This window comes from Pseudoduganella sp. HUAS MS19, assembly GCF_053615455.1.
Map to the genome: position 1 here is coordinate 819,819 of NZ_CM132133.1, position 24,253 is coordinate 844,071.

20 protein-coding genes are annotated in these 24,253 nt (G+C 64.0%); 15 read left to right on the forward strand and 5 right to left on the reverse strand.

The features are described 5' to 3' along the window. Positions 1–104 precede the first annotated feature (104 nt). Positions 105–1,946, forward strand: coding sequence for a M1 family metallopeptidase (locus ACWBU6_RS03765; protein WP_452647533.1), 1,842 nt, complete (start codon positions 105–107; stop codon positions 1,944–1,946). Between the two features lie 2 nt (positions 1,947–1,948). After that, positions 1,949–3,556, forward strand: coding sequence for a serine hydrolase (locus ACWBU6_RS03770; protein ID WP_452647534.1), 1,608 nt, complete (start codon positions 1,949–1,951; stop codon positions 3,554–3,556). A gap of 158 nt (positions 3,557–3,714) precedes the next feature. Here ACWBU6_RS03770 and ACWBU6_RS03775 read toward each other — a convergent pair whose 3' ends face one another. Both ACWBU6_RS03775 and ACWBU6_RS03780 read right to left on the reverse strand, forming a co-directional pair. Further along, positions 3,715–4,569: a substrate-binding periplasmic protein gene (locus ACWBU6_RS03775; protein WP_452647535.1), complete on the reverse strand. Its 855-nt coding sequence runs from the start codon at positions 4,567–4,569 to the stop codon at positions 3,715–3,717. Positions 4,570–4,572: 3 nt separating this feature from the next. Continuing rightward, the gene (locus ACWBU6_RS03780; protein WP_452647536.1) at positions 4,573–5,388 is read right to left on the reverse strand and encodes a class I SAM-dependent methyltransferase; all 816 of its coding nucleotides are present in this window, start codon (positions 5,386–5,388) and stop codon (positions 4,573–4,575) included. Between the two features lie 238 nt (positions 5,389–5,626). Here ACWBU6_RS03780 and ACWBU6_RS03785 point away from each other — a divergent pair, with 238 nt between their 5' ends. The 11 genes from ACWBU6_RS03785 to ACWBU6_RS03835 all read left to right on the forward strand — a co-directional run bounded on the left by ACWBU6_RS03785 (position 5,627) and on the right by ACWBU6_RS03835 (position 19,757). After that, complete coding sequence (locus tag ACWBU6_RS03785) at positions 5,627–7,261, forward strand: TldD/PmbA family protein (RefSeq protein ID WP_452647537.1); 1,635 nt, start codon at positions 5,627–5,629, stop codon at positions 7,259–7,261. Between the two features lie 15 nt (positions 7,262–7,276). After that, positions 7,277–8,614: a TldD/PmbA family protein gene (locus ACWBU6_RS03790; RefSeq protein ID WP_452647538.1), complete on the forward strand. Its 1,338-nt coding sequence runs from the start codon at positions 7,277–7,279 to the stop codon at positions 8,612–8,614. 74 nt (positions 8,615–8,688) lie between these two features. Continuing rightward, a complete protein-coding gene (locus ACWBU6_RS03795; RefSeq protein WP_452647539.1) occupies positions 8,689–10,326 on the forward strand; it encodes a TldD/PmbA family protein in 1,638 nt (545 codons plus the stop codon). Between the two features lie 11 nt (positions 10,327–10,337). After that, positions 10,338–11,672, forward strand: coding sequence for a TldD/PmbA family protein (locus tag ACWBU6_RS03800; protein ID WP_452647540.1), 1,335 nt, complete (start codon positions 10,338–10,340; stop codon positions 11,670–11,672). Positions 11,673–11,675: 3 nt separating this feature from the next. Beyond that, positions 11,676–12,296 (forward strand): DUF4159 domain-containing protein, encoded by a 621-nt coding sequence (locus ACWBU6_RS03805; protein WP_452647541.1) that lies wholly within the window; start codon positions 11,676–11,678, stop codon positions 12,294–12,296. Next, positions 12,293–13,294 carry an AAA family ATPase gene (locus ACWBU6_RS03810; RefSeq protein WP_452647542.1) on the forward strand — a complete coding sequence of 334 codons (1,002 nt, stop codon included), beginning with the start codon at positions 12,293–12,295 and terminating at the stop codon, positions 13,292–13,294. The genes ACWBU6_RS03805 and ACWBU6_RS03810 overlap by 4 nt, the downstream gene beginning before the upstream one ends. A 3-nt stretch (positions 13,295–13,297) precedes the next feature. Continuing rightward, positions 13,298–14,188 (forward strand): DUF58 domain-containing protein, encoded by an 891-nt coding sequence (locus ACWBU6_RS03815; RefSeq protein WP_452647543.1) that lies wholly within the window; start codon positions 13,298–13,300, stop codon positions 14,186–14,188. Then, on the forward strand, positions 14,185–15,207 hold the full coding sequence (locus ACWBU6_RS03820) for a BatA domain-containing protein (protein ID WP_452647544.1): 1,023 nt from the start codon (positions 14,185–14,187) through the stop codon (positions 15,205–15,207). The genes ACWBU6_RS03815 and ACWBU6_RS03820 overlap by 4 nt, the downstream gene beginning before the upstream one ends. After that, complete coding sequence (locus ACWBU6_RS03825) at positions 15,191–17,260, forward strand: hypothetical protein (RefSeq protein WP_452647545.1); 2,070 nt, start codon at positions 15,191–15,193, stop codon at positions 17,258–17,260. Before ACWBU6_RS03820 ends, ACWBU6_RS03825 begins: the two co-directional genes overlap by 17 nt. Beyond that, entirely contained in the window at positions 17,257–18,942 is a 1,686-nt protein-coding gene (locus tag ACWBU6_RS03830) for a hypothetical protein (RefSeq protein WP_452647546.1), read from the forward strand. Before ACWBU6_RS03825 ends, ACWBU6_RS03830 begins: the two co-directional genes overlap by 4 nt. Before the next feature lie 26 nt (positions 18,943–18,968). Continuing rightward, a complete protein-coding gene (locus ACWBU6_RS03835; protein WP_452647547.1) occupies positions 18,969–19,757 on the forward strand; it encodes a PPK2 family polyphosphate kinase in 789 nt (262 codons plus the stop codon). Here ACWBU6_RS03835 and ACWBU6_RS03840 read toward each other — a convergent pair. Further along, positions 19,744–20,391 (reverse strand): pyridoxamine 5'-phosphate oxidase family protein, encoded by a 648-nt coding sequence (locus ACWBU6_RS03840; protein WP_452647548.1) that lies wholly within the window; start codon positions 20,389–20,391, stop codon positions 19,744–19,746. The two genes, ACWBU6_RS03835 and ACWBU6_RS03840, sit on opposite strands and share 14 nt — an antisense overlap. Before the next feature lie 70 nt (positions 20,392–20,461). Between ACWBU6_RS03840 and pdxR the strand changes: the two genes are divergently transcribed. Beyond that, on the forward strand, positions 20,462–21,946 hold the full coding sequence (gene pdxR / locus ACWBU6_RS03845) for a MocR-like pyridoxine biosynthesis transcription factor PdxR (RefSeq protein ID WP_452649523.1): 1,485 nt from the start codon (positions 20,462–20,464) through the stop codon (positions 21,944–21,946). 92 nt (positions 21,947–22,038) lie between these two features. Further along, on the forward strand, positions 22,039–22,662 hold the full coding sequence (locus ACWBU6_RS03850; RefSeq protein ID WP_452647549.1) for a Crp/Fnr family transcriptional regulator: 624 nt from the start codon (positions 22,039–22,041) through the stop codon (positions 22,660–22,662). Positions 22,663–22,689: 27 nt separating this feature from the next. On the opposite strand, the gene ACWBU6_RS03855 is transcribed toward ACWBU6_RS03850, so the two are convergent. Beyond that, on the reverse strand, positions 22,690–23,307 hold the full coding sequence (locus ACWBU6_RS03855; protein ID WP_452647550.1) for a Crp/Fnr family transcriptional regulator: 618 nt from the start codon (positions 23,305–23,307) through the stop codon (positions 22,690–22,692). 186 nt (positions 23,308–23,493) lie between these two features. Next, complete coding sequence (locus ACWBU6_RS03860; RefSeq protein WP_452647551.1) at positions 23,494–24,249, reverse strand: spermine/spermidine synthase domain-containing protein; 756 nt, start codon at positions 24,247–24,249, stop codon at positions 23,494–23,496. Positions 24,250–24,253 lie beyond the last annotated feature (4 nt).

The following is a 24,253-nucleotide window of genomic DNA, read 5'->3' on the forward strand; positions in this document are numbered from 1 at the left end:
GTCGGGGTCAGCTCCGGCAATCGGACATCGATGTCCGATTGCCGGAGCTGACCCCGACTTTAGGTGTGCTATCCTCTGCGCGCTTGTAACAACAGAGAGGTGCCATGTTCCGACTGTCTTTGCCTGCTGCCGCGGTGGCGGCTGTATTTGCGTTGCCCGCGTGGGCGCAAGATCCGCTGAGCTTTGCGCGTTATGACCAGGTGCGCACGACCGACTTGCACCTGGCCCTGAAGGCCGATTTTGCGCGCAAGACGCTCGACGGTTACGCGGAACTCTCGCTCAACTGGATCGACAAGTCGGCGCGCACCCTGGTGCTCGACACCCGCCAGCTCAGGATCGCGCGGGTGCAGGTCAAGCGCCCCGACGGCAGCTGGGCGCCAGCTTCCTTCATGCTCGACAGGCAAGACCCGAAGAAGGGCCGCGCGCTGCGCATTGCCCTGCAATCGCAACCCGAAAAGGTCCGCATCTATTACCGCACCGCGCCGACTGCCAATGCATTGCAGTGGATGAATCCGGAACAGACGCTGTCCGGCAAGCGTCCCTTCATGTTCAGCCAGTCGCAGCCGATCGAGGCCCGTTCCTGGGCGCCGGTGCAGGATACGCCAGCCGTGCGCTTCACCTACAGCGCCCACATCGATGCGCCTGCCGGCATGCGCGTTGTGATGAGCGCGGAGGGCGACCAGCATGCCACCGGCAAGGGTGGCTGGAACTTCAGGATGCCGCAGCCGGTACCAGCCTACCTGCTGGCCATCGCGATCGGCGAAATCGAGTTGCGTAACCTCGGTCCGCGCACTGCCGTGTACGCGGAGCCTGGCCGCATCGACGCTGCGGCCTATGAGCTGGCCGATACCGAGAAGATGGTCAACGCGGCCGAAGCGCTGTTCGGTCCTTATCGCTGGGGACGATACGACATGCTGGTGCTGCCGCCATCGTTCCCGATCGGCGGCATGGAAAACCCGCGCATGACCTTCCTGACCCCGACCATGATCGCGGGCGACCGCAGCCTGAACGACCTGATCGCGCACGAACTGGCGCATAGCTGGTCCGGCAACCTGGTCACCAACGCGTCGTGGAAGCACTGGTGGCTGAACGAGGGCTTTACCACCTACGTCACCACCCGCATCGTGGAAAGCCTGTATGGCAAGGACGTGGCGGACATGAACTTGCAGGTGGAGCAGTCGGAGGCGATCGCTTCGCTGAAAGACATCCCGCCAGCCAAGCAAGCCTTGCTGACCAAGGATCCCGACACGAACCCGGATACCTACACCGACGAAGGGCTGGCCTATCCGAAAGGCGCCTGGCTGCTGCACACGCTGGAGCAGCGCGCCGGCCGCGAAGTATTCGACCCATTCCTGCGGGGCTGGTTCGACCAGCATGCCTTCCAGTCGGCGACCACCGATGAATTCGTCAACTACCTGCGCAAGAACCTGCTGGCGAAGCATCCGGCCATCATGAGCGAGGCGGAGTTGGAGGAATGGCTGCACGGCAGCGGCATCCCGGCCAGCGCGCAGTACGTGAATTCGACCCGCCTGGCAGCGCTGGACGCCAAGCGCGAGGCCTGGCTGAAGGGAGAGCTGGCCACCAGCCTGCTGGAGACGCAGCAATGGATCGCGCTGGAGTGGATGCATTTCCTGAACGGCATCGACACCAGGGCCAATGCCGCGCAGATGAAGGAGCTGGATGAAGCCTTCAAGCTGCGCGACACGAAGAATAATGAGATCGGCTTCCGCTTCCTGCTGGCGTCCGTGCACGCCGGCTATGGCGTGCGCGAGCCGCTGCATGCCTTCCTCATGAGCGTGGGCCGCCAGAAGTTCGTGGTCCCGCTGTACAAGGCGCTGCTGAACAACCCGAACGAGGCGGCATGGGCCAAAGGCGTCTATGCCAAGGCCCGTTCGCGCTACCACCCTGAGACCCAGGGCTCCGTCGATAAACTGCTGAAGAAGTGACCATGCTGCTGAAGAAACCATTCGCCACCCTGCTCATGCTGGCTTTCGCTGCCGGCGCCGCCGTCAGTGTCCCTGCCGGCGCCACGCCTGAAGGAACGGCCGCTGCAGCAGCCGCCAGTGCGCCGGCTTTCGACCTCGATCGCGACGTCAACCTGGCGCTGAAAACCTTCGATGTGCCGGGCATGGCGATTGCCATCGTCAAGGACGGCAAGGTGCTAGCCACCAAAGGTTTCGGCGTGCGCAAGCTGGGCAACCCGGCGCCGGTGACGGGCAAAACCCTGTTCGAAATCGCCTCCAATTCGAAAGCATTTACCGCGGCAGGACTGGCGCAGCTGGTGGACGATGGCCAGCTTGGCTGGGACGACCCCGTCACCAGGCACCTGCCAAGCTTCCAGATGGCGGATGCCTACGTGACGCATACCATGACCGTGCGCGACCTGCTGGTGCATCGCAGCGGCCTCGGTTTGGGCGCGGGCGACCTGCTGTGGTGGCCAACGACCACCTTCAGCACCGATGAAATCATCGATCGCCTGCGCAATGTGAAGCTGGCGACCAGCTTCCGCAACAACTACGCCTACGACAACCTGCTGTACATCGTGGCAGGCAAGATCATCGCGCAAAAGGCCGGCAAGAGCTGGGAGCAGGCGATGCACGAGCGCATCCTGGCGCCGCTGGGCATGCATGGCACCACCACCAATGTCGACGAGATGCTGAAGGCGCCCGACTACTCGGCCCCGCACAGCAAGATCAATGGCAAGGCCGCCGTGGTCAAGCCGATGCCGGTGCAGAACGCGGTTGGCGCCATCGGCATCCAGACCAATGCGGAAGACATCGCCAAGTGGATGCAGGTGCTGCTCAATGAAGGCAGGATGGAAAACGGCAAGCAGCTTTTCAGCGCCAAGCAGGCCCGCGAGATGTGGACCCAGCAGACGCCGATGAAGATCAGCGAACCGAAACCGGCGCTGGCAGCCACCAAGCCCAATTTCGCGGCGTATGGGCTGGGCTTCCAGCTGCGCGACTACCGTGGCCGCAAGATCGCCATGCACGGCGGCGCATTGCAGGGCTTCTATTCGCGTATCGTGATGGTGCCGGAAGAGAAGCTGGGCGTGGCCATCTTCACCAATGCGGAGAACGGCCCGGCCATGACTGCGCTGCAGTGGCGCATCCTGGACAACTACCTGGGCGCGGCCCCGACCGACTGGATCAAGGTCTATGCCGCGCATGAGGCGGAAACGCATCAGGAGGAATTGGCGCGCCAGGGCAAGTTGACGGCGGCGCGCGCTACGGCTTCCAGGCCTTCGCTGCCGCTCGCTTCCTACAACGGCGACTACAAGGATGCCTGGTATGGCACGGTGAGCATCAAGCAGGAAGGCGGCCGGCAACTGATGTCCTTCAGCCGTACCCCGGATCTGACCGGCACGCTGGAGCACTTCCAGCACGACACCTTCATCGTGCGCTGGAAGGAGCGCAATTTCAACGCGGACGCCTACGTCACGTTCGCGCTGAATCCGGACGGTTCGATCGACCAGATGAAGATGGCGCCGGTGTCCTCAGAAACCGATTTCAGTTACGACTTTGCCGATTTGTCCTTTACTCCGGTGAAGAAGTGACAAAATTCGGACAAAATTGAAACGAAGTGTGAGATTCTTTCATGTGCGTATGCAGCATAATAGCGACTGGTTCATGCACCTGGGAGAATGAATGACTAGCCTGATCGTTTCAATTGCCGTCGTCCTGGCCGGTCTATTCGTTGCCGGCTATGGTTTTGTCACCTTGATGAGCCGCCTGCAGTCCCGTTAGGAAGTTCCAGCTCGAATACCTTGCGCTTGCGCGCCGCGATTTCCCCCAGGGCGCGCCGGAACGCCGGGTAGTTATTCAACAGCTTATCGAAACTGCCATCCGCTTGTGCGCGTTTCAGGCCCCTCTCCACTCTTTCCGCCATCGCCTTGTTGTCCTTGCTGACAAAGAAGTAGAACGGCACGCGGTAATGCAGGAAGATGGTCGGCTCGACCATCAATCCATCCTTGCCATACACCTGTTCCTCCGCCCAGGCTTCGTGCACGCCGCGCGGCATGTAGTCGAAGCGCCTCGCTTTGAGCATCGGGAACAGGGAACTGTAGCTGATTGTTGTTTCAACCGGCAGGCCGTTGTGGCGCAGCACGTCCACTGAAGGCCAGTTGAGGCCAGCGCCCGCGGTGAGCTTGCGCAGGTCATCCAGCGTGCGCACCTCGCGAAAGCGGGCTTCATCTTCCTTGCGGATCATGAAGACGCGGTAATCGTTCAGGTCGCGCACCAGCGATATGCGGATCGGCAGCAGGTCGCGCTCGCGCTGTTCGTTGGTGCCGTCCCACATGATGTTGATCACGCCGTTGCGCTTGATTTCCAGCGCGCGGCGCGGGCTGGTCAGCTCGTGGGGATAGAACTCGATGGAGAACGGACCTTCGGTCTTTTCCAGCGCCAGGCGCAGCAGCAGGTGGAAGTAGGTGACCTGGACTTCGGAACCCGGCGTAACCGACGGCAGGATAAAGCGCATCAACGGCGCGTTAGCCGCGCCGCCTGCGTTGGCCAGGGATGCTGCCGCCAGCAGCAGGCCGGCGGCAGCGCATTGCAGCTTTTTCAGCACTGATTACTGTGGCTTGACGAACTTCAGCGTCATGCGGTCGCTCTCGCCGATAGCGGCGTACTTGGCGCGGTCCTTGTCCTTGTTGGTCAGGGTTGGCGGCAGCGCCCACACGCCGTTTTCATGGTTGGCGTTGTCCTTGGCGTTGGCATTGATTTCGGACTTGGCCACCAGCTTGAAGCCGGCCTGCTCGGCCATCTTGATCACGTAGGCCTCGTGCATATAGCCGGTGCTGGCCTTGGCATCCTGGGGCATCGAAGCCGGCAGGCGGTGCTCTTCCACGCCGAAGATGCCGCCCGGTTTCAGGGTGTCGTAAATGCTGGCCATCAGCTTCTTCATGTTCTCGTCGCCGGTGCCGATCCAGTTGTGGATGTTGCGGAAGGTGAGCACCATGTCGGCGCTGCCTTTCGGCGCGTAGGTGTACACGCCATTGCCTGGCTCGAAGGCGCCCACGACCACCTTGTCGCGGCCCGGCTGCCGGGCCAGGAATTCCTGGAAGCGCTCGGCCGACTTGCGCACGCGTTCATCCGCCGATTGCGGGCTGGAGCCGGCGGTAATCAGCTTGCCCTGGTCGCGCAGGTAGGGCGCCAGGATTTCGGTATACCAGCCGCCGCCTGGCGACAGTTCAACCACCGTCATGTTCGGCTTGATGCCGAAGAAGGTCAGGGTCTCGTAAGGGTGGCGGAACTGGTCGCGTTTCACATTGTCCGCGTTGCGGGTCGGGCTGGCAATGGCGGCTTTCAAGGCAGGATCGGCCAGGGCCACGCCGGAAAAACTGGTGAAGCCGACGGCCAGCAGGCCGGCCAGGACGTACTGTTTCATTCAGGAGTCTCCTTTTGGGTTGGGCAGGCGACACAGCGGCTCCGGTCGCCCGGGACTTGATGATCGTGCAAGCTGGCCGGCTGGTCAAGTGTCCGCGCGGACGGTGTGCGGACACTCGCCGGACACTTTCAGCGGATATGTTTCAGCTTTGTACAAGCTTTACACAATGGCATAAAAATTGCGTACGATTTGACTCCTGCAAGCTGTCTTAGGTAATAACGATAACCCTGGAGAGACTATGGAACGACGTGCATTCCTCAACATGAGCGGCGGTGCAATGGCTGCCATGATGATGCCTTTTGGCCGCGCCATTGCGGCCGACGAGCTGATCAAGCCCGTGGAAGTAAAGTTCAAGAAGATGCTGGCAGATACCGCGCTGACCGCGGCCACCCAGGCCGGCGCCAGCTACTGCGACGTGCGCATCGGCCGCTACCTGAACCAGTTCATCACCACCCGCGACCTGAATATCGAGAACGTCACCAATACCGAGTCGGCGGGCGTCGGCGTGCGCGTGATCGCCAACGGCGCCTACGGCTTTGCCGCCACCAGCGATATGTCGCCGGACGGGGTAGCCGGCGCGGCGCGCCAGGCGGTCGCCATTGCCAAGGCCAATGCCAAGCTGCAGGCCGCCGGCGTGCAACTGGCGCCGACGCCGGGCGTGGGCGAAGTGTCGTGGGCGACCCCAATCAGGAAGGATTGGCGTACGGTGCCGATCAAGGAAAAGGCCGACCTGCTGATCACCGCCAACAAGGGCGCGCTGGAAGCCGGCGCGTCCTTCATCCAGTCCTTGCTGTTCCAGGTCAACCAGCAGAAGTATTTCGCTTCCACCGACGGTTCCTATATCGACCAGGACCTGCACCGCCTGTGGGTGCCGTTCTTTGCCACCGCCGTCGACAAGGCGACCGGCAAGTTCCGCAGCCGCTCCGACCTGGGTACTCCGGTCGGCATGGGCTATGAATACCTGGATGGCCGCAAGGAAGACAAGATCAAGGCAGCCGGCGGCGTCGCCACGCTGTACAACCGCTCCTACGACCTGGTGGAGGACGCGAAAGCCGCCGGCCGCCAGGCCAGGGAAAAGCTGAGCGCCAAGTCAGTCGAACCGGGCAAGTACGACCTCGTACTGTCGCCGGAACATATGTGGCTGACCATCCATGAATCCGTCGGCCACCCGACCGAGCTCGATCGCGTGCTGGGCTACGAAGCCAACTTCGCCGGCACGTCCTTCGCCACGCTGGACAAGCAGCAGTCGAAGAAATTCAAGTACGGCTCCGACCTGGTCAACATCGAAGCGGACAAGACCATCCAGGGTTCGCTGGGCGCAGTTGGCTACGACGACGAAGGCGTCAAGTGCAAGAAGTGGGACATCATCAAGGACGGCATCCTGGTCAACTACCAAGCCACGCGCGACCAGGCGGCAGTGATCGGCGAGCAGGAATCGCACGGCTGCTCCTACGCGGACTCCTGGAGCAATGTGCAATTCCAGCGCATGCCTAACGTTTCGCTCAAGGCCGGCAAGAAGAAGCTGACCCCGGACGAGCTGGTGAAGGACGTGAAGAAGGGCATTTACATCGTGGGCGCCGGTTCCTTCTCGATCGACCAGCAGCGCTACAATTTCCAGTTCGGCGGCCAGATGTTCTACGAGATCAAGGACGGCAAGATCGGCCAGATGCTGGAAGACGTGGCTTACCAGTCGAACACCCAGGAGTTCTGGAATGCCTGCACCGCCATGTGCGATGAGCGCGACTGGCGCATGGGCGGCTCCTTCTTTGACGGCAAAGGCCAGCCGATGCAGGTGAGCGCGGTGTCGCACGGGTCTTCGACCACCCGCTTCAACGGCATCAATGTGATCAACACTGCCCGCAAGATCGGCTGAGCGTAAAGGACAACCATGAAGATCCTGAATCAGGAAGAGACCAAGCGCATCTCCGACAAGGTCATGGCGCTGAGCAAAGCCGATGAGTGCATCGTTACCATCAACGGCAGCCGTACCGGCAATATCCGCTATGCGCGCAATGCCGTGTCGACTGCCGGGCTGGTGGAGAATACCCAGTTGTCCGTGTCCGTTGCTTTCGGCAAGAAGCAGGGCACGGCCGTCGTCAACGAGTTCGACGACAAGTCGCTGGCGAAAGCCGTGCAGCGCGCCGAAGAACTGGCCAGGCTGGCGCCGGAAAATCCGGAGTTCATGCCTACCCCGGACAAGCAGGCGTTCAAAGCTTCCAATACCTTCAGCAAGTCGACCGACGCGATCGACCCCGAGTATCGTGCACAGGTAGCTGCTTACAGCATTGAGGCCTGCAGGAAGAAAGGCTTGGTGGCTGCGGGCTTCTTTACCGACCAGTCCTCGTTCGAGACCGTCGCCAATTCCCGCGGCGTGTTCGGCCACCAGTGGCAGACCGGCATTGACTTCACCTGCACCGTGCGCACCGAAGACGGCCGCGGTTCGGGCTGGGTGCGCCGCGATGCGCAGGACGTGGCGCGCTTCGATCCGCGCGCAGCGGCCGAAGTGGCAATGGAAAAGGCGATCCGATCGGCGCAAGCCAAGGCGCTGGAGCCGGGCCGCTACACCGTGATCCTGGAGCCTGCCGCCACCTCAGACCTGCTGGCATTCATGTTCAACGGTTTCGACGCGCGTTCGGCCGATGAAGGCCGCAGCTTCCTGGCCAAGAAGGGAGGCGGCAACCGCATGGGCGACAAGCTGTTCGACGAACAGGTGAATGTGTGGGCCGACCCGTGGGACAAGGATATTCCTGTGCTGCCCTGGGATAACCAGACCTTGCTGGCGCGCGAGCGCATGGACATCATCAAGAACGGCAAGATCGCTTCGCTGAATTATTCGCCGTTCTGGGGCAAGAAGCAGGGCAAGCGTGCTGTCGGCCAACCGGGCAATATCATCATGGCCGGCGGTTCCAAGCCGACCGAGGAGCTGATTGCTTCGACCAAGAAGGGCATCCTGGTCACCCGCACCTGGTACATCCGCATGGTCGACCCGCAAACCGTGCTGCTGACCGGCCTGACCCGCGATGGCACCTTCTACATCGAGAACGGCAAGATCAAGCACCCGGTGAAGAACTTCCGCTTCAACGAAAGCCCGGTGACGATGCTGAACAACATTGAAGAACTGGGGCGTCCCGAAGTGCTGGCCGGCGACGAGTCGCAGTTCCAGTTGCTGATCCCGGCCATGAAGGTGCGCGACTTCAACTTCACCTCTTTGTCCGACGCAGTCTAGAACCGCTGCGTCGCAAAGTGTCGGACCCTGCGGGTCTGACACTGCTTTACCGGTTTTAAGAATGGAGCAACACATTGGAACGTAGATCCTTCCTGAAAGTCGCCGCTGCCGCCGGCGGCAGCATGCTGGTCCCCGTCTTTGGCAACGCCATCGCCGCTGAAGACCTGATGAACCCGATGGCCCGCAAGTTCAAGAAAGAACTGGCGGACGCCGCCCTGAACGCCGCCACCAAGGCCGGCGCCAGCTACTGCGACGTGCGCATCGGCCGCTACCTGAACCAGTTCATCACCACCCGCGACACCCGCGTCGAGAATATCGTCAACACCGAATCGACCGGCGTCGGCGTACGCGTGATCGCCAACGGCGCCTATGGCTTCGCCGCTACCAATGCCATGACTGTGGATGCCGTAGCCGACGCCGCGCGCCAGGCGGTCGCCATCGCCCGCGCCAACGCGCGATTGCAAACCTCGCCGGTGCAACTGGCGCCGGTCAAGGGCGTAGGAGAAGTGGCATGGCAGACGCCTTTCAAGAAGGACTGGCGCGAGGTGCCGATCAAGGAAAAGGCCGACATGCTGCTGGCCGCGAACAAGGCCGGCCTGGAGTCAGGCGCGTCCTTCATGACCGCCAACCTGTTCCAGGTCAACCAGCAGAAATACTTTGCCTCGACCGACGGCTCCTACATCGACCAGGATGTGCACCGCCTGTGGGCGCCGTTCACCGCCACCGCGGTGGACAAGGCAAGCGGGAAATTCCGTACCCGCGATGGCCTGTCTTCACCGGCAGGCATGGGCTATGAATTCTTCGACGCCAGGCCGGAGCACAAGGTGCGTGCGGCAGGCGGCGTCACCCAGTTGTATAACGGCGGCTACGACATCGTCGAAGATGCCAGGGCGGCCGGCAAGCAGGCACGCGAAAAGCTGTCGGCCAGGTCGGTCGAGCCGGGCAAGTACGACCTGGTGCTGAGTCCTGAACACCTGTTCCTGACCATCCACGAGAACGTCGGCCATGCCACGGAACTGGACCGCGTGCTGGGCTACGAGGCCAACTACGCCGGCACTTCCTTCGCCACGCTGGATAAATGGAAGAGCAGGAATTTCAAGTACGGCTCGGACATCGTCAACATCGTGGCCGACAAGACCACGCCGGGATCGCTGGGCAATGTGGCCTATGACGACGAAGGGGTGGCGTCGAAGAAGTGGGACCTGATCCGCAACGGCATCCTGGTGAACTACCAGGCCACGCGCGACCAGGCGCACATCATCGGCGAGAAGGAGTCGCATGGCTGCTCGTATGCCGACTCCTGGAGCAGCGTGCAGTTCCAGCGCATGCCGAATATCTCGCTGGAAGCGGGCAAGAAGCCGCTGTCGGTGGACGAGATGGTCAAGGACGTCAAGAAGGGCATCTACATCCTGGGCCGCGGTTCCTATTCCATCGACCAGCAGCGCTACAACTTCCAGTTCGGCGGCCAGCTGTTCTACGAGATCAAGGACGGCAAGGTCGGCCAGATGCTGAACGACGTGGCGTACCAGTCGAATACCCAGGAGTTCTGGAACTCCTGCACGGCCACCTGCGACCAGCGCGACTGGCGCATGGGCGGCTCGTTCTTCGACGGTAAAGGCCAGCCAAGCCAGGTCAGCGCCGTTTCGCACGGCTCGTCGACCACCCGCTTCAATGGCATCAATGTGATCAACACTGCCCGCAAGATTGACTAAGGACGCGATAGATGAAACTCCTGAGCAAAGACGAAGCAAAAAGCATCTGCGACAAAGTGATGGCCATGTCCAGGGCCGACGAGTGCCGCATCAACCTGAACGGCAGCCGCAAGGGCAATGTGCGCTACGCGAACAACAGCGTTTCCACCGCCGGCCAGATCGAGGACACGACCCTGGTGGTCAGCGTTGCATTCGGCAAGAAGCAAGGTTCCGCCACCTGCAACCAGTTCGACGCCAAGTCCCTGGAAGCTGCGGTGCGCCGCGCCGAGGAGATCGCGCGCCTGGCGCCGGAGAATCCGGAATTCATGCCGGCCGTGGGCAAGCAGGACTTCAAGGCCAGCAATACCTTCAGCCGCAATGCCGAGGCGTTCAATCCCGATTATCGCGCCGACGTGGCGTTCGCCAGCATCGAGGCGGCGAAGAAGGCCGGTTTGCAGGCGGCTGGATTCTTCAACGACAGCATTGGCTTCGACTGCATCGCCAATTCGAACGGCGTGTTCGGCTTCCAGGAGCTGGGCGGCCTGAATTTCACCGTGACCACGCGCACCAACGACGGCCGCGGTTCGGGCTGGGTCAATCGCGCTGCCTACGATCCGAAGGCATTCGATCCGCGCGCGGCTTCCGAGATCGCGATCGAGAAGGCCTTGCGCTCCGTGGATGCCAAGGCGCTGGAGCCGGGCCGCTACACGGTGGTGATGGAGCCTGCCGCCACCAACGACCTGCTGAACTTCATGTTCAACGCTTTCGATGCGCGTTCTGCCGATGAAGGCCGCAGCTTCCTGTCGAAGAAGGGCGGCGCCAACCGTCTGGGCGACAAGTTGTTCGACGAGCAGGTGAATGTCTGGACCGACCCGTGGGATGCCAGTGCGCCGGTGCTGCCCTGGGACCAGGCCTCGATGCAGGCGCGCGCCCGCCGCGACCTGATCAAGGGTGGCGTCATCACCTCGCTCGATTACAACCGTTACTGGGCGCAAAAGCAGCGCAAGGAGGCGACCCCGCCAGCCGGCAATATCATCATGGCGGGGGGCTCCCGTTCAACCGAGGAACTGATCGCCTCGACCAAGAAGGGCATCCTGGTGACACGGACCTGGTATATCCGCATGGTCGACCCGCAATCGGTGGCGCTGACCGGCCTGACCCGCGACGGCACTTTCTACATCGAGAACGGCAAGATCAAGCACCCGGTTAAGAACTTCCGCTTCAACGACAGCCCGGTATCGATGTTGAACAACATCGATGAACTGGGCCGTCCGGTGCTGATCGGCGACACCGATGCGCGCAAGCTGATGATTCCGGCCATGAAGGTGCGCGACTTCAACTTCACGTCGCTGTCCGACGCGGTTTAAGGAATGCCCGTCTACGATTTCTACTTCACCCGCCTGACTTACGAGTCGGGCGATTGGGATGTCGATATCCGCATGCCGAGCAATGTGCTCAACTCGCTGGTCGAATACACGACCCTGAAAGTTGATCCCGTTGAACGCATCGTGGCGCTGTCCGATCCGAAGATGCTGGAGGCGCCGTTCTGCTACCTGGCCGGCCACAAGCTGGTGCAGTTCACGGCGGCTGAGCGCAGGAACTTCGAGCGCTATGTGCGCGGCGGCGGCTTCGTCTTTGTGGACGACTGCAACCACGATATCGACGGCCTGTTTGCGAAATCGTTCGAGGCGGAAGTAGCGAAAATCTTCGGCCCGAAAGCACTGCACAAGATCCCCAACAGCCATCCTTTGTACTCGGCCTTCTTCAAGTTCGACGGGCCGCCGAACACCGGAATGGAGCTGAATGGCTGGGGCGACGACCTGGTGCACGACTACCTGAAGGCCGTGGAGCTCGGCGGCCGCATCAGGCTTTTGTATAGCAACAAGGACTATGGCTGCGAGTGGGACTATGATTTCCGCAACAAGCGCTGGCTGGCAATCGACAACACGCGCTTCGCAGTCAACATCATTCAATACGCGTTGGGAGCATGACCGTGGCTGAAAGCGGCTGGAGCGAGAACGAGATCGGCGTATTGCACGCCAGGGTAAAGGCACTGAAGGCGAGCATGGGCCGCGTCATCATCGGCCAGGAAGAAGTGATCGATTCGCTGGTCATCTGCCTGCTGGCAGGCGGCCATGCGCTGGTGGAAGGCGTGCCGGGCCTGGGCAAGACGCTGCTGGTCAAGTCGCTGGCGCAGGCCACGGACATGCAGTTCCGCCGCGTGCAGTTTACGCCGGACCTGATGCCGTCCGATATCGTCGGTACCGAGATCCTGGAGGAAGACCACGCGACCAGGAAGCGTGAGTTCCGCTTCCAGCAAGGCCCTGTCTTCACGCAAGTGCTGCTGGCGGACGAGATCAACCGCGCGCCGCCGAAGACGCAGTCGGCGCTGCTGGAAGCGATGCAGGAGCGTTGCGTGACCTTCGCCGGCCAGACCCACAAGCTGCCGCGCCCGTTCTTCGTGCTGGCGACGCAGAACCCGATCGAGCAGGCTGGCACTTATCCGCTGCCGGAAGCGCAGCTGGACCGCTTCCTGCTGCATATCGATGTCGGCTATCCGACGGAAGACGAAGAGATCGCGATGGTTTCCGCCACCACCCACGCCGGCCTGAAGGATGCCGAGCCCGTGATGGATGTGGAGACCTTGCTGCGCCTGCAGGCGCTGGTGCGCGATATCGAGATCGGCGAGCACTTGCTGCGTTACGCCACGCGCCTGGTACGCGCCACCCGTCCACGCGAAACGAATGTCGATGCGGTGAGGAAGCATGTCGGCTGGGGCGCCGGCCCGCGCGCTGGCCAGGCGCTGGTGCTGGCCTCCAAGGCCCGTGCACTGATGCAGGGCCGCCTGGCGGTGACGCGGGAAGACATCGGCCACATGCTGCTGCCGGTGCTGGCGCACCGCGTGCTGCGTAACTTCGAAGCGGAGGCGGACGGCATCGCGATCGCCGATATCCTGGCCGCGCTGCGCGGCGCAATCAAACCCGAATAAGCGATGCTGGAAACACCTGCGCTGCTGGCGCATTCCGCCGACCTTGAGCTTGTGATCCGCCATGTGCTGGCGGGGCTGGGCCATGGTATCCACGCGGGCCGCGAACGCGGTGCCGGCGTGGAATTCTCGGAATACCGCGCGTACGCACCCGGCGACGAGTGGCGCCGTGTCGACTGGAAGCTGCTGGCGCGCGCCGACCGCTACTACGTGCGCGAAGCGGAGCGCGACAGCCACGTCGCAACCTGGCTGGTGCTGGATGCCACCGCCTCGATGGCGGAGCCAAGCCGGCGCGTGGATGGCTTGAGCAAGCATTGGTACGCACGCACCGCGCTGGCGTGCGTGGCCGCGATCGCGCAGCGCCAGGGGGACGCCTTCGGGCTGCTGGTGATCTCCAGCGGCAAGGTCGACTTTACGCAAGCGTCGCGCGGGCCGCGCCATCTGCAGCGCGTGCTGGCGGCCTTGCAGCGGGCTACGCCATCGGGCGAACTGCCGGATGCGGATATCCTGCGCGCAAGCCTGCATTTCGCGCGCTCGCAGGGCATGGTGTTTGCCGCAACGGACGCCCTGGACTGGCCCTCTCCTTTGGGCGAAGCGCTGGTGCGCCTGCGCCATATGCGCCACGACGTGCGGCTGCTGGCCTTGCGCACCGAAGCTGAAGTTGAGGCGGACTTCGCTACCGGCCATGCCTACCGGGACCCGGAGGAGGGCGCCGGCCTGCACAGCTTTATCCGCGCCGGCCGTGACGCTTACCGTGCAGCGCTTGAAACACACTTTGCAGCCGTGCGCACCGCTTGCCGGCAGCATGACCTGCCTTTGTGCGAGGCGCGGATAGAGCAGCCGCTGGGCGAAGTGTTGCGCACCTGGTTGCGGAATCCAGAGGCGCGCAGGCCATGACCAGCATGCAGCCCTTATGGTGGTTTGCCTTGCCGGTGCTGCTGCTGCCGCTGTGGTGGCATATGCGAAAGCGCGAACGCACCCGTACCGACCTGCTTGCTACTGCACGCTTCCTGCCCCCCGCCGCGCCGCAGCAGCAGCGCGTCTTGCGCTGGTCGGACGTGCTGCTTCTGCTGGTGCGCATGGCGCTGCTGGCCGCGCTGATTGCATGGCTGGCGGTGCTTGCCCTGCCGTGGAAGGGCGATACGGTGTTCATCGATGCGTCGCTTGAAAATTCGCCTTGGGCTGCGCAGCAGCTGCGCTCGGCAGGCATGGACGGCGCCGCCCGCGAGCCGCTGCCCGCCGACCCGTGGAACTGGCTGGCCCGCAACGAGCACGAATGGCGCCCCGGGGCACGCTTCCTCATCCTCGCCCCCCGCGCCCCCATGCCTGCGCTCCCCCCGCGCCTGGCCCACGCCACCGACTTGCGCCTCGCACCGTCAAGCGCCAATGGCGCCTCGGCCGCGCATCCGTCCGACTCGGGGGCGCTGGCGCCGCCGCGCGAGCGGCACATCGTCGTCTCCGCGCCGGCCGAGCGACTGCCCGGCTGGCAAGCCCTGTTCGCCGCCTTCAGCACAGCAGCCGATGGCGCCAACCGCTACGTGATCGCAGACACGCCGACAGCCACGACAGAGCTGATAGTCTGGGATCGCGCCGACATTGCGCCCCCCGCCGCGTGGAAAGCCCCGCTCTGGTGGCGCACCGCCGGCTCCAGCGGGCAATCGCGCACCCCGCAGGGCCTCGCCTGGACTGCCCCGCAATGGCCGCTGCGGGACGTCGATGCGGCGCGCGCCCTCTATGAGCGGTGGCAGGCGGCGACCTCGCAGGCGGCCCCCTACCCGATGCCGGCGCAAACGCTGAAGGCCGGGCGCGCGCAGCCGCTGGCCACGGAGCCGGCCCGCTCACCCGATTGGCTGGCACTAGCCTTGCTGGCCCTGTTCGCACTTGAAAGGATGCTCGCCCATGCCCGCCGCCGCTGACCTCCTGGGCGGCGTGCGCCAGCGCATGCTGCAGGCCCTGATCCGCCGCCGCAGTCCGAGCTGGCTTCTGCCGTTGCTGGCCCCGGCCGCACTGGCCGCGGCGATACTCTCAGGTGCCTTCGGCAGCGCCAGCCCGATCACGCTCACGGTGCCTCTCGCGCTGGCCGCCGCTGTCATGCTCTGGGCCGCAATCGACTTTGCGCTCTGGCGCAAGCGAATCGATGATCAATTGCCATCCTGGTTGAACGACGCGGTTCCCGAGCTGGAAGACAGTAGCGCGATGCTGGCCGCCGCGCCCGGCACACCGCTCGGCGCCTTGCAGCGCAACCGCCTGCTGGCCCGTATCGACCAGGCCCTCAGCGAAGAGCGCCTGCGCGGCATCGCGATCCGGAAAGCCCGCTTCAACGCGGTTCCACTGGCGTTGGCGGTCGGTGCCGCCGGCTGCGCCTGGGCCTACGCCGCAGCGCATAGCCGGCAATTCGCGGCGCCCGGCAGCGCAGCCCCGGCAGCGCAGGCCGCCATTGCCGCCGCCGGCATCAGGCTGCATGCCGAGCCGCCGTCATACACCGGCGTGAAAGCCAGCGAAGGCGCTCCGCGCGACCTGCAAATCCCACAGCACAGCAAAGTGCGCTGGTGCGCAGTCAACGCCGGCGCCAGCATCGAACTTGGCGATGGCCAGACCCTGCAGGCCGATGCGGGAAAGTGCGCCGAATGGAGCGCCGGCGATTCCATCTTCTGGCGCAGCCGCCGCAACGCCGGCCAGCGCTACACGATCCGGGTGGCTCCCGACCAGGCCCCGCAAGTTGCCATCGCCGTGCCGATTGAACCGGTCACCGTTCTTAAACCCGACGCGCAAAGCGCGCAAATCAACGTCAGCGTCAGCGACGACTATTCGATCGCCAAGGCCACCTTGCATATGACCCTGGCACGCGGCAGCGGCGAAAACATCCGCTTTACCGACAAGGAAACCCCGCTTCCGGCATCGGCCGATCCACGCAAGCGCAGCTGGAACAAGCAATGGATGCTGAACGAGCTCGGCATGGAGCCCGGCGACGAACTGTATTTCTTCGTGCGCGCCAGCGATAACGCGCCGGTCCCGCAGACCGCGCAATCGCCCACCTACACATTGCGCCTGCCCGGCCAGCAGGGCGAGGCGCTGGAATCGGCAGCGTTGCCGTCGCTGGTCAAACCGGAGAACCTGCGCAGCCAGCGCCAGATCATCATCGATACCGAACAACTGCTCGCCGACGCGCCGCGCATTGGCGCAGCAGAGCTGCGTGCCCGCAGCGAAAAGATCGCAGGGGACCAGGCAAAGCTGCGCCTGCGCTATGGCCAGTTCCTCGGCGAGGAATCTTCCCTGTTCGGCGATGAAGAGCATGCCGAAGGCGATGGCCATGAGCACGGCGCCGCGGATACCCAGGGGCAGGGCGGCTTTGGCACCGGCAATATCGCAGCCCAGTTCGGCCATGCCCACGACCAGGAAGGCAACGCCACCATTTTCGACCCGGCCACCAAGGAGGTCCTGCGCCGCGCCTTGCGGGCCATGTGGGACGCCGAAAAACAGCTTCGTGCCATCGCGCCGAAGACGGCCCTGCCGCCTGAATACAAGGCACTTGGCGCCATCAAGGAACTGCAGCAGGCAGAACGCGTCTACCTGCACCGCACAGCCTTCGTGCCGCCAGCCATCAAGGAAGAAAAACGGATGAGCGGTGAGCTGGCCGGTACCGCCAGTTACCGCCGCGCGCAAGGCGCGGCCAATGAACCGGTCCCGGCCGACGTGCGGGCGCTGGTGCAAGCCCTTGGCGGCGATGGCGCACTGCCTGCCTTGTGGAGCAGGACAGCGCGCGAGGCCGTGGCACGCATCGCAGATGACGAGCAGCGCCTGTCCGCCCAGGCCTCGGTGCAGGACGTGGCCGACGGTTGCCTGCCATGCCGCGCCCAGTTGCGTGCCTGGCTGCGCGCGACAGTGCGGCAGCCGGCAGTGCCGCTTCAGGCGCGACCGCAAGCCCAGACGAAATTTGGCCAGGTATTGCAAGGGAAGGGCGCATCGTGAACGTGGATATCAACCTGCTGTACGGCGGCGCCGTGCTGGCCGGGACGGCAAGCGCCATGCTCTACATGCGCAAGAAGCGCTGGGTAGACGCGGCCCTGGCGCTGGCGGCAGGGGCATCGTTGGCCACCCTGCTCGCCGCACCGGCGGCTCCCGCGGGCGACGCCCAGCCCATCGTGCTCGCAACTGCCGCGGCATCGCCAACGGCACCCGACGATCGCCTGGCGGCAGCGCTGGCACGCCTGCCGTCGGCGCCGCGCACTGTCGCGGTGGAAGTGCAGGGCCAGGGCCTGCACGAGGCACAATGGCGCGATCTTCCCGTTCGGCCGATCCGATGGCAGCCAGAAACGGACGGCCTGCTGCGGCTGGAGTTTCCGCGAACGTTGCCACTGGGGCGCAACTTCGCACTGAGCGTGCGGCGCGGCGCTCCGCAAGCCGGCTGGCGCCTGCAATTGCTGGCCGAAAACGGCCAAGTGCTATCCGAGTCGCGCGCTGCAACAGCGGCCGACGCCTTGCGCGTGCAATGGCAGCCGCCAATGGCGGAGTCGATGGTGCTGCAAGCGCGCCTGCTGGACAAGGACGGCAAGGCCATTGCGCAAGGTCCGGTGCCGCTGCGCGTTCTTGACGCTGTGCCGCTGCAGGTGCAAGGCCGTTTTGGCGCGCCATCCTTCGACACGCGCGTGCTGAACCAGTTGTTGACCGATTCGAACGCCATCGTCGACTGGCAAACCACGCTGGGCAAATCGCTGGTGCGCAGCGAGCAGGCGCGGGCGCCGCTGACGCATCTTCATGCGCTGGTGGCCGATGCCGCCTGGCTTGAACGCGGCGGCTTGCGAGGGGCATTGTCGCAGGTCGGGCAAGGCCTGCCGCTGCTGGTCCTGGGCGGCAATGCCGACGACGCCGCGCTGTGGCAGCGTGAACTCGGATTGAAGCTGGTGCCGCAATCGGCCACCACCGAGCAGGAGGATATGCGCCGCCTGGCCCTGGCAGGCGCCACCCTGGCGTTCGCTCCGGGCGCCCATGTTCCCGTGTCCGGCGGCGCGTGGCAGGCCATTGCGCGCGACAAGGACGGCAAGCCGTGGCTGTGGCAGCGCGAATGGCAGAAAGGCCGCATCTTGTGGCTGGGCGTTCGCGACTGGCATCGCTACGCCATCAACGAGCCGGCGGCCCTCGGCCAATGGTGGCAGCAAGTCATGGACCTGGCAGCACTAGGTAGTGAACAGAATGTGCGCTGGGTCGACGCGGAACCGATGCCGCTTGCCGGCTTGCGCACCGAGCTATGCGCGCAAGGCGTGGCAAGCGGCGCTGCGGTCAGCGTCGGCCAGGAAGAGGCAAGGTGGCAGGCGCGCAGCGAGCGCGCAGACGCCGCATGCGTGGCGCTGTGGCCGCGCGCCAGCGGCTGGCTGCCGCTACGCAGCGGCGAGGCGGAGCATGCCGTTTACGTGTACAGCGCACAAGACTGGCCGGCATGGCAGGCCGCGCTGCGCCATGATGCGACGGCCCGCTACGCCAGCCGCAGCGCCCAGCCGGTCGCCGGGCTTGCGGCCAATGCAGCCGATGCTGCCGCCCGCGCGATGCCACGCGCTGGCGAGCCGCAACGGTGGGCCAGCGCCGTGCCGCGCTGGTTGCTGGGCCTTGCCTTTGCCGTCAGCGTGTTGCTACTGTGGTGGCGCGAGCGCCGTTGAGTGCTCGGCTGTGCTAATGTCTTGGCATGAAAGCGATCGACGAATTCAGGGTCAAGCCGGGCTTCCGGCTGCGCGACAAGGATGCGAAAGCGGACAGCAAACCCGATCGGGAGCTGCTGGATAAAATGCTGGACGACATCTCCGACCTGCAGGAGATGCTGTACGCCGAGCGCCAACGCAAGCTGCTGATCGTGTTGCAGGGCAAGGACACCTCCGGCAAGGACGGCACCGTGCGCCACCTGTTCGGCAAGATCAATCCCATGGGTTTGCGCGCCGTCGGTTTCCGGGCGCCGACCGGGATCGAAGCGGCGCATGATTTCCTGTGGCGTATCCACCGCGAGGTGCCGAAAGCGGGCGAGATCGCAGTTTTCAATCGCAGCCATTACGAGGACGTGCTGGTGACGCGCGTGCTCGGAATGATCACGCCGCAGGAATGCAAGCGCCGCTACGCCCAGATCCGCGACTTCGAGCGCATGCTGGCGGAAAGCGGCACCACCATCGTCAAGCTGTTCCTGCACATCTCGAAGAACGAGCAGAAGGCGCGCCTGCAAGAACGGGTCGACGACCCGCACAAGCACTGGAAGTTCGACCCGGAAGACCTGAAACAGCGCGAGCTCTGGAACAATTACCAGAAGGCCTACGAAGACGCGATCGCGGAAACCGACGCCGACCATGCGCCCTGGTACGTCGTCCCCGCGAACTCAAAACGGTATCGCAACGAGGCGGTCGCCCGCCTCTTGCTGGAAACCCTGCGCGGCATGGGGCTCGACTGGCCGCCGCCGGACAAACGGCTGCTGAAGCTTAAGGTGCGCTAGCCCACTCGCGCACATAGTCCGGTGCCGCAATTTCGCACGCCGGATCGGCCACCGGCGCAGTGCGCAGCTGGACGAATGGCAGCTCGCCCACCCAGGCAGCGATGCCCATGTCCTCCTCGTCGTCATTCGGCCCGCCGCTGCGCACCTTGCACGCCGCTTCGGCCAGGGAAATGCGCAGCACCGTGGTGGCTGCATGTTCCTTGTCGTTGCCGCCGCGCACTTCGAACCGGCGGCCAGGCGCCAGGTGATCCATGAAAGCATCCAGCGTGCGGCGCTGTTCGATTTCGTCCACCGCCTCGAAGCGGCCGTAGATCATTACCGAGCGATAGTTCATCGTATGGTTGAAGGCCGAACGCGCCAGCACCAGGCCGTCCAGGTGGGTGATGGTGACGCAGGCATCCTGCGCCATCAGCTGCTTCAGCATGCGGCTGCCGTTGGAGCCGTGGATGTAGAGGTGCTCGCCCTCGCGCCAGCAGGCGGTCGGGATGCAATGCGCGCCTTGCCCGTCGCTGAAGGCGATATGGCAGATATAGGCGGCGTCGACGATGGCACGCACCAGTTCAGGTTCATAGGCGGCGTTGACGGCGCCACGTCGCACGCGGGTGCGGTCGGATGGGGGAGGTGTTGTATTCATGGCATCGGACTATAATGTCCTGCTGGCCCCTGCAACAGGTCCAGGGGTATGTAAAACCATGGAGCCACGCTTGGATTATTCGCTGCTGATCTCGAACTTCACCGCCAGTCACGGCCACCATGGCTGGCCGCGCCAACGCCTGCTGCACGAATGCCTGCGCGCCGCTATCCGCGACGGCACGCTGGCACCGGGCACGCGCCTGGTCGCCACGCGCGCCCTGGCGTTGGAACTGGGGGTGGCACGCAACACCGTGCTGTACGCCTACGAGCAGCTCACCAGCGAAGGCTACGTGACGACGGACCGCAGCGGTACCATCGTGGCCGCCGTGGCACCGGCGCGGCAGCGCGAGGCCAGCGTGGTCGTGCCGTACCGGGGCTTGTCGCAACGTGCGCAGAACCTGCGCCACAGCAGCGCATCGGCTGCCAGCGGCACGCCTTTCGTGCCTGGCGTTCCCGACCTGGCAAGCTTCCCGATCGGGCTGTGGCGCCGCCTGCTGGAGCGCGCCTGGCGTTCGCTGCCGACCGAAAAACTGAACTACGGCGACCCGTGCGGCGAACCGGCGCTGCGCGAAGCCATCGCCGACTACCTGCGCGCCTCGCGCGGCGTGATCTGCGAAGCGGCGCAGGTATTCATCACCGACGGCAGCCAGAGCAGCCTGGACCTGTGCGGGCGCGCCTGTGCCGACGCCGGCGAAACGCTGTGGATGGAAAACCCCGGCTATGGCGGCGCCATGGCGGCCTTCCGCGCCGCCAGCCTGAAACTGGAACCGATCGACGTCGACGACGAGGGGATCGCGCCGCGCCCCGAAGACTGGATACAGCGCCCGCCGCGCCTGATCTACACCACGCCCTCGCACCAGTACCCGACCGGCACCGTGTTATCGCTGGCGCGCCGCATGGCCCTGATCGACGGCGCACGTTCCTGCGCGGCGCTGATCATCGAAGACGATTACGACAGCGAATTCCGTCACGACGGCCCGCCGCTGGCATCGATGCAGGGCCTGCAGCCCGACGCCCCGGTGCTGTACTGCGGCACTTTCAGCAAGACCATGTTCCCCGGTCTGCGCATCGGCTACCTGGTGGTGCCGCCCTGGCTGGTGCAGCCGCTGGCCACCATGCGCCAGCAATCGGCCTCGCGTGGCCGTGCCGCCGACCAGATTGCGCTGGCCGAATTCCTGCGCAGCGGCCAGTTCGCCCTGCACCTGCGCCGCATGCGTCGCGTGTATCGCGAACGGCGCGACGCCCTGGTGGCGGCGCTGGACAAGCACCTGGGCAGCATCGCCAGCGTGCAGGGCGCGTCGGCCGGCATGCACCTCGCGCTGCGCTGGGAAGACCCGCGCCTGTCCGACGCGCAGATCAGCCGCCGTGCGCTGGAGCAGGAAGGGATGATCGCCAACGCCCTCAGCGTGCACGCCGTTGCCGGCCAATGCAACTGGCAGGGACTGGCGCTGGGCTATGGCCAGGTCGACCCCGGCCAGGTGGAGACCCTGGTCAAGCGCCTGGCTGCTGTCATTCATTTAACGGCTTATGAAAATTTTTATCGAAAGTTCAAATAGTTGATCGGAACCCTGCGCCCATTGTTTTTAGAATGAAGTAAATCTGGCCTGACCAGATGTAGTCAAAAACAAAAGACGAATACTGGGACGCAATGAACCAACATTTCCTGAAACTGCGGCAGAATTTCAAGGCCGACATGATGGCGCGCTACGCCGTCGATGAACAACTGTTTGACGAAACCAGCCAGTGCATCGCGCCGCTGGCCGTGCCGTTCGCGGTGCGCCGCGGCGAGCTGCTGCAACGCGTCGGCCAGGCCTCGCGCGATGTGTTCTGGCTGACCGGCGGCGTCGCCCGCGTCGGTTATGTCAGCGAAGGCGGCAACGAGGTCACGATGCGGTTTGCCACCGAAGGGCATATCGCGAACGCCTATGAAGACTTGCTGGAGTTTCGCGGCGAGCAGCCGGCGCGCTCCTTCATCGTGGCCGAGACTTCGGTACAGGGCTTCCGTTTCGACTGGGAGCAGATGAGTGCCGCACGCGGCGAGCACCCGGTGCTGACGGCCTATATGACGCGGCTGCTGGAGTTTGCCGTGTGCAGCCAGGCGCGCCGCTTCATCACGCACACCGCGTCGAGCGCCGAAGAGCGCCTGGCCAATTTCAGGGAAGAATATCCGAACCTGGAACGCCGGATTTCGCAGAAGGTGCTGGCGTCCTACCTGCAGATCACGCCAGCCTATCTGTCGCAGCTCATGCGCCGCGAACAGGAAGCGGCCTGAAAGTCGGGGTCAGCCTGACCCCGGCTTTCATTTTTGTTCTTGCCGCAGGAGCGTCGACATGTATTGCGGCGTAATACCCAGGAAGGAGGCCAGCGATTTTTGCGAGATGCGCTGCTCGAGCCCCGGGTATTGTTCGCGGAATGCCGCCAGCCGGCAATTGGCCGAGGTCATGCTGCGCACCAGGCAGCTTTGCGAATAGCGGCGGATCGAGTGCTCCGACACCTTCAGGTAGTACTCGCGCATCAGGCTGTGTTCTTCGCGCAGGCGTGCCAGGGTGGCCCACTCGACGCGGATTGCCGTCACCGGCGTTTCCGCAACGATGAATTCCTGCGCCGGCTGGCCGTCCTGGGCCGCCAGCAAGTCGTGGTGCGAACCGCAAGCGTCCCCTTCCGCGGAAAACGCCATCGTCACGTCGGTGCCGTCCTTGGTCAGCATGCCGCGCCGCGCCACGCCGCGGTACAGCCAGTACGCCACGCTGGCCGGCTCGCCCGCGCGCTGCAGGTAGTCGCCTTTGCGGAAATGTACCTCGACGACATGCGGCGCCAGGATGCGGTTGAATTCATCAAACATTGCACGCGAGACGCCGATGCGGCTCATCGAGTAGTCGCTGAATTCTTCTCGCTGCTTTAGGAATGCTTCGGACATTGCGGTAGCTCTTGGTCTTTCTGACAATATTGTTTCTTGCCTGAAACCACAGGCCCCGCAATATAAACCACTGCAAGAAGCCCGGCAATCCCGTCGTCACGACTGTTGCGCAATACCAATTAATTTTAGTAACTACTTGATAATCTTCAACTATTTAAAGGGAGCACGCTCCCTGGTGTAGCTATACTACGCGTTGGCCATCCAGTCGCGCATGCCGTCTACCCAGGAGCGGGCCTGCAGGTTAAGCGATTTCCTGATCTGGGTGGCACGCTCGTACAGCACGGCAAAATCGATCGATGGCGCGCGCTTGAACGCGATCACCACGATGTTGGCGTCGTGCACCTCGGGCAGCCAGACGACGGCGTCGAACACCAGTTCCATGTGCTGCAGATTCTTGCCGTAATTGTCAAAGTCGCCGAACACATTGGTGGTCATGATGCCGTCCGGCCCCAGGCAGTCAAAGCAAGCCTGATAGAACTCCGGCGTATCGAGCACCGGACCGCGCGCCTCTTCGTCATACAGGTCGACTTGCAGCACGTCCACCGTGCCGTGATTGCGCGGGTCGAGCACGAAGTCCATCGCATTCATCTGGCGCACGTCGAGCCGCTCGTCGTTCGGCGGCAGGCCGAATTTCTCTTCGCAGATTGCAATCACGTTGGGATTGAGCTCGATGGCGGTCACGCGCGCCTTGGGGAACTGGCGGTAGCTGAATTTGGTCAAGGCCGCGCTGCCTAGGCCGAGCTGGACTATATGGCGCGGCGCGGGAATGAACAGGGTCCACATCATCATCATGCGCACGTACTCCAGCTCGATCATGTCGGGCTTGGACAGGCGCATGGCGCCCTGCACCCATGAAGTACCCAGGTGCAGTGAACGGACACCTTCGAATTCGGTGATGGTGGCGGGAGGAAAACCAGGCTGGTCAAATCTGCGGGAAGTCATGGCC

Bases quoted from the DNA above. Each gene is read 5' to 3' on its own strand.
- ACWBU6_RS03765 (WP_452647533.1), top strand. From the start codon at position 105: ATGTTCCGACTGTCTTTGCCTGCTGCCGCGGTGGCGGCTGTATTTGCG.
- ACWBU6_RS03790 (WP_452647538.1), top strand. From the start codon at position 7,277: ATGAAGATCCTGAATCAGGAAGAGACCAAGCGCATCTCCGACAAGGTC.
- ACWBU6_RS03840 (WP_452647548.1), bottom strand. From the start codon at position 20,391: ATGAATACAACACCTCCCCCATCCGACCGCACCCGCGTGCGACGTGGC.
- ACWBU6_RS03835 (WP_452647547.1), top strand. From the start codon at position 18,969: ATGAAAGCGATCGACGAATTCAGGGTCAAGCCGGGCTTCCGGCTGCGC.
- ACWBU6_RS03820 (WP_452647544.1), top strand. From the start codon at position 14,185: ATGACCAGCATGCAGCCCTTATGGTGGTTTGCCTTGCCGGTGCTGCTG.
- ACWBU6_RS03800 (WP_452647540.1), top strand. From the start codon at position 10,338: ATGAAACTCCTGAGCAAAGACGAAGCAAAAAGCATCTGCGACAAAGTG.
- ACWBU6_RS03770 (WP_452647534.1), top strand. From the start codon at position 1,949: ATGCTGCTGAAGAAACCATTCGCCACCCTGCTCATGCTGGCTTTCGCT.
- ACWBU6_RS03810 (WP_452647542.1), top strand. From the start codon at position 12,293: ATGACCGTGGCTGAAAGCGGCTGGAGCGAGAACGAGATCGGCGTATTG.
- ACWBU6_RS03805 (WP_452647541.1), top strand. From the start codon at position 11,676: ATGCCCGTCTACGATTTCTACTTCACCCGCCTGACTTACGAGTCGGGC.
- ACWBU6_RS03855 (WP_452647550.1), bottom strand. From the start codon at position 23,307: ATGTCCGAAGCATTCCTAAAGCAGCGAGAAGAATTCAGCGACTACTCG.
- ACWBU6_RS03780 (WP_452647536.1), bottom strand. From the start codon at position 5,388: ATGAAACAGTACGTCCTGGCCGGCCTGCTGGCCGTCGGCTTCACCAGT.
- ACWBU6_RS03850 (WP_452647549.1), top strand. From the start codon at position 22,039: ATGAACCAACATTTCCTGAAACTGCGGCAGAATTTCAAGGCCGACATG.
- ACWBU6_RS03815 (WP_452647543.1), top strand. From the start codon at position 13,298: ATGCTGGAAACACCTGCGCTGCTGGCGCATTCCGCCGACCTTGAGCTT.
- ACWBU6_RS03825 (WP_452647545.1), top strand. From the start codon at position 15,191: ATGCCCGCCGCCGCTGACCTCCTGGGCGGCGTGCGCCAGCGCATGCTG.
- ACWBU6_RS03860 (WP_452647551.1), bottom strand. From the start codon at position 24,249: ATGACTTCCCGCAGATTTGACCAGCCTGGTTTTCCTCCCGCCACCATC.
- ACWBU6_RS03785 (WP_452647537.1), top strand. From the start codon at position 5,627: ATGGAACGACGTGCATTCCTCAACATGAGCGGCGGTGCAATGGCTGCC.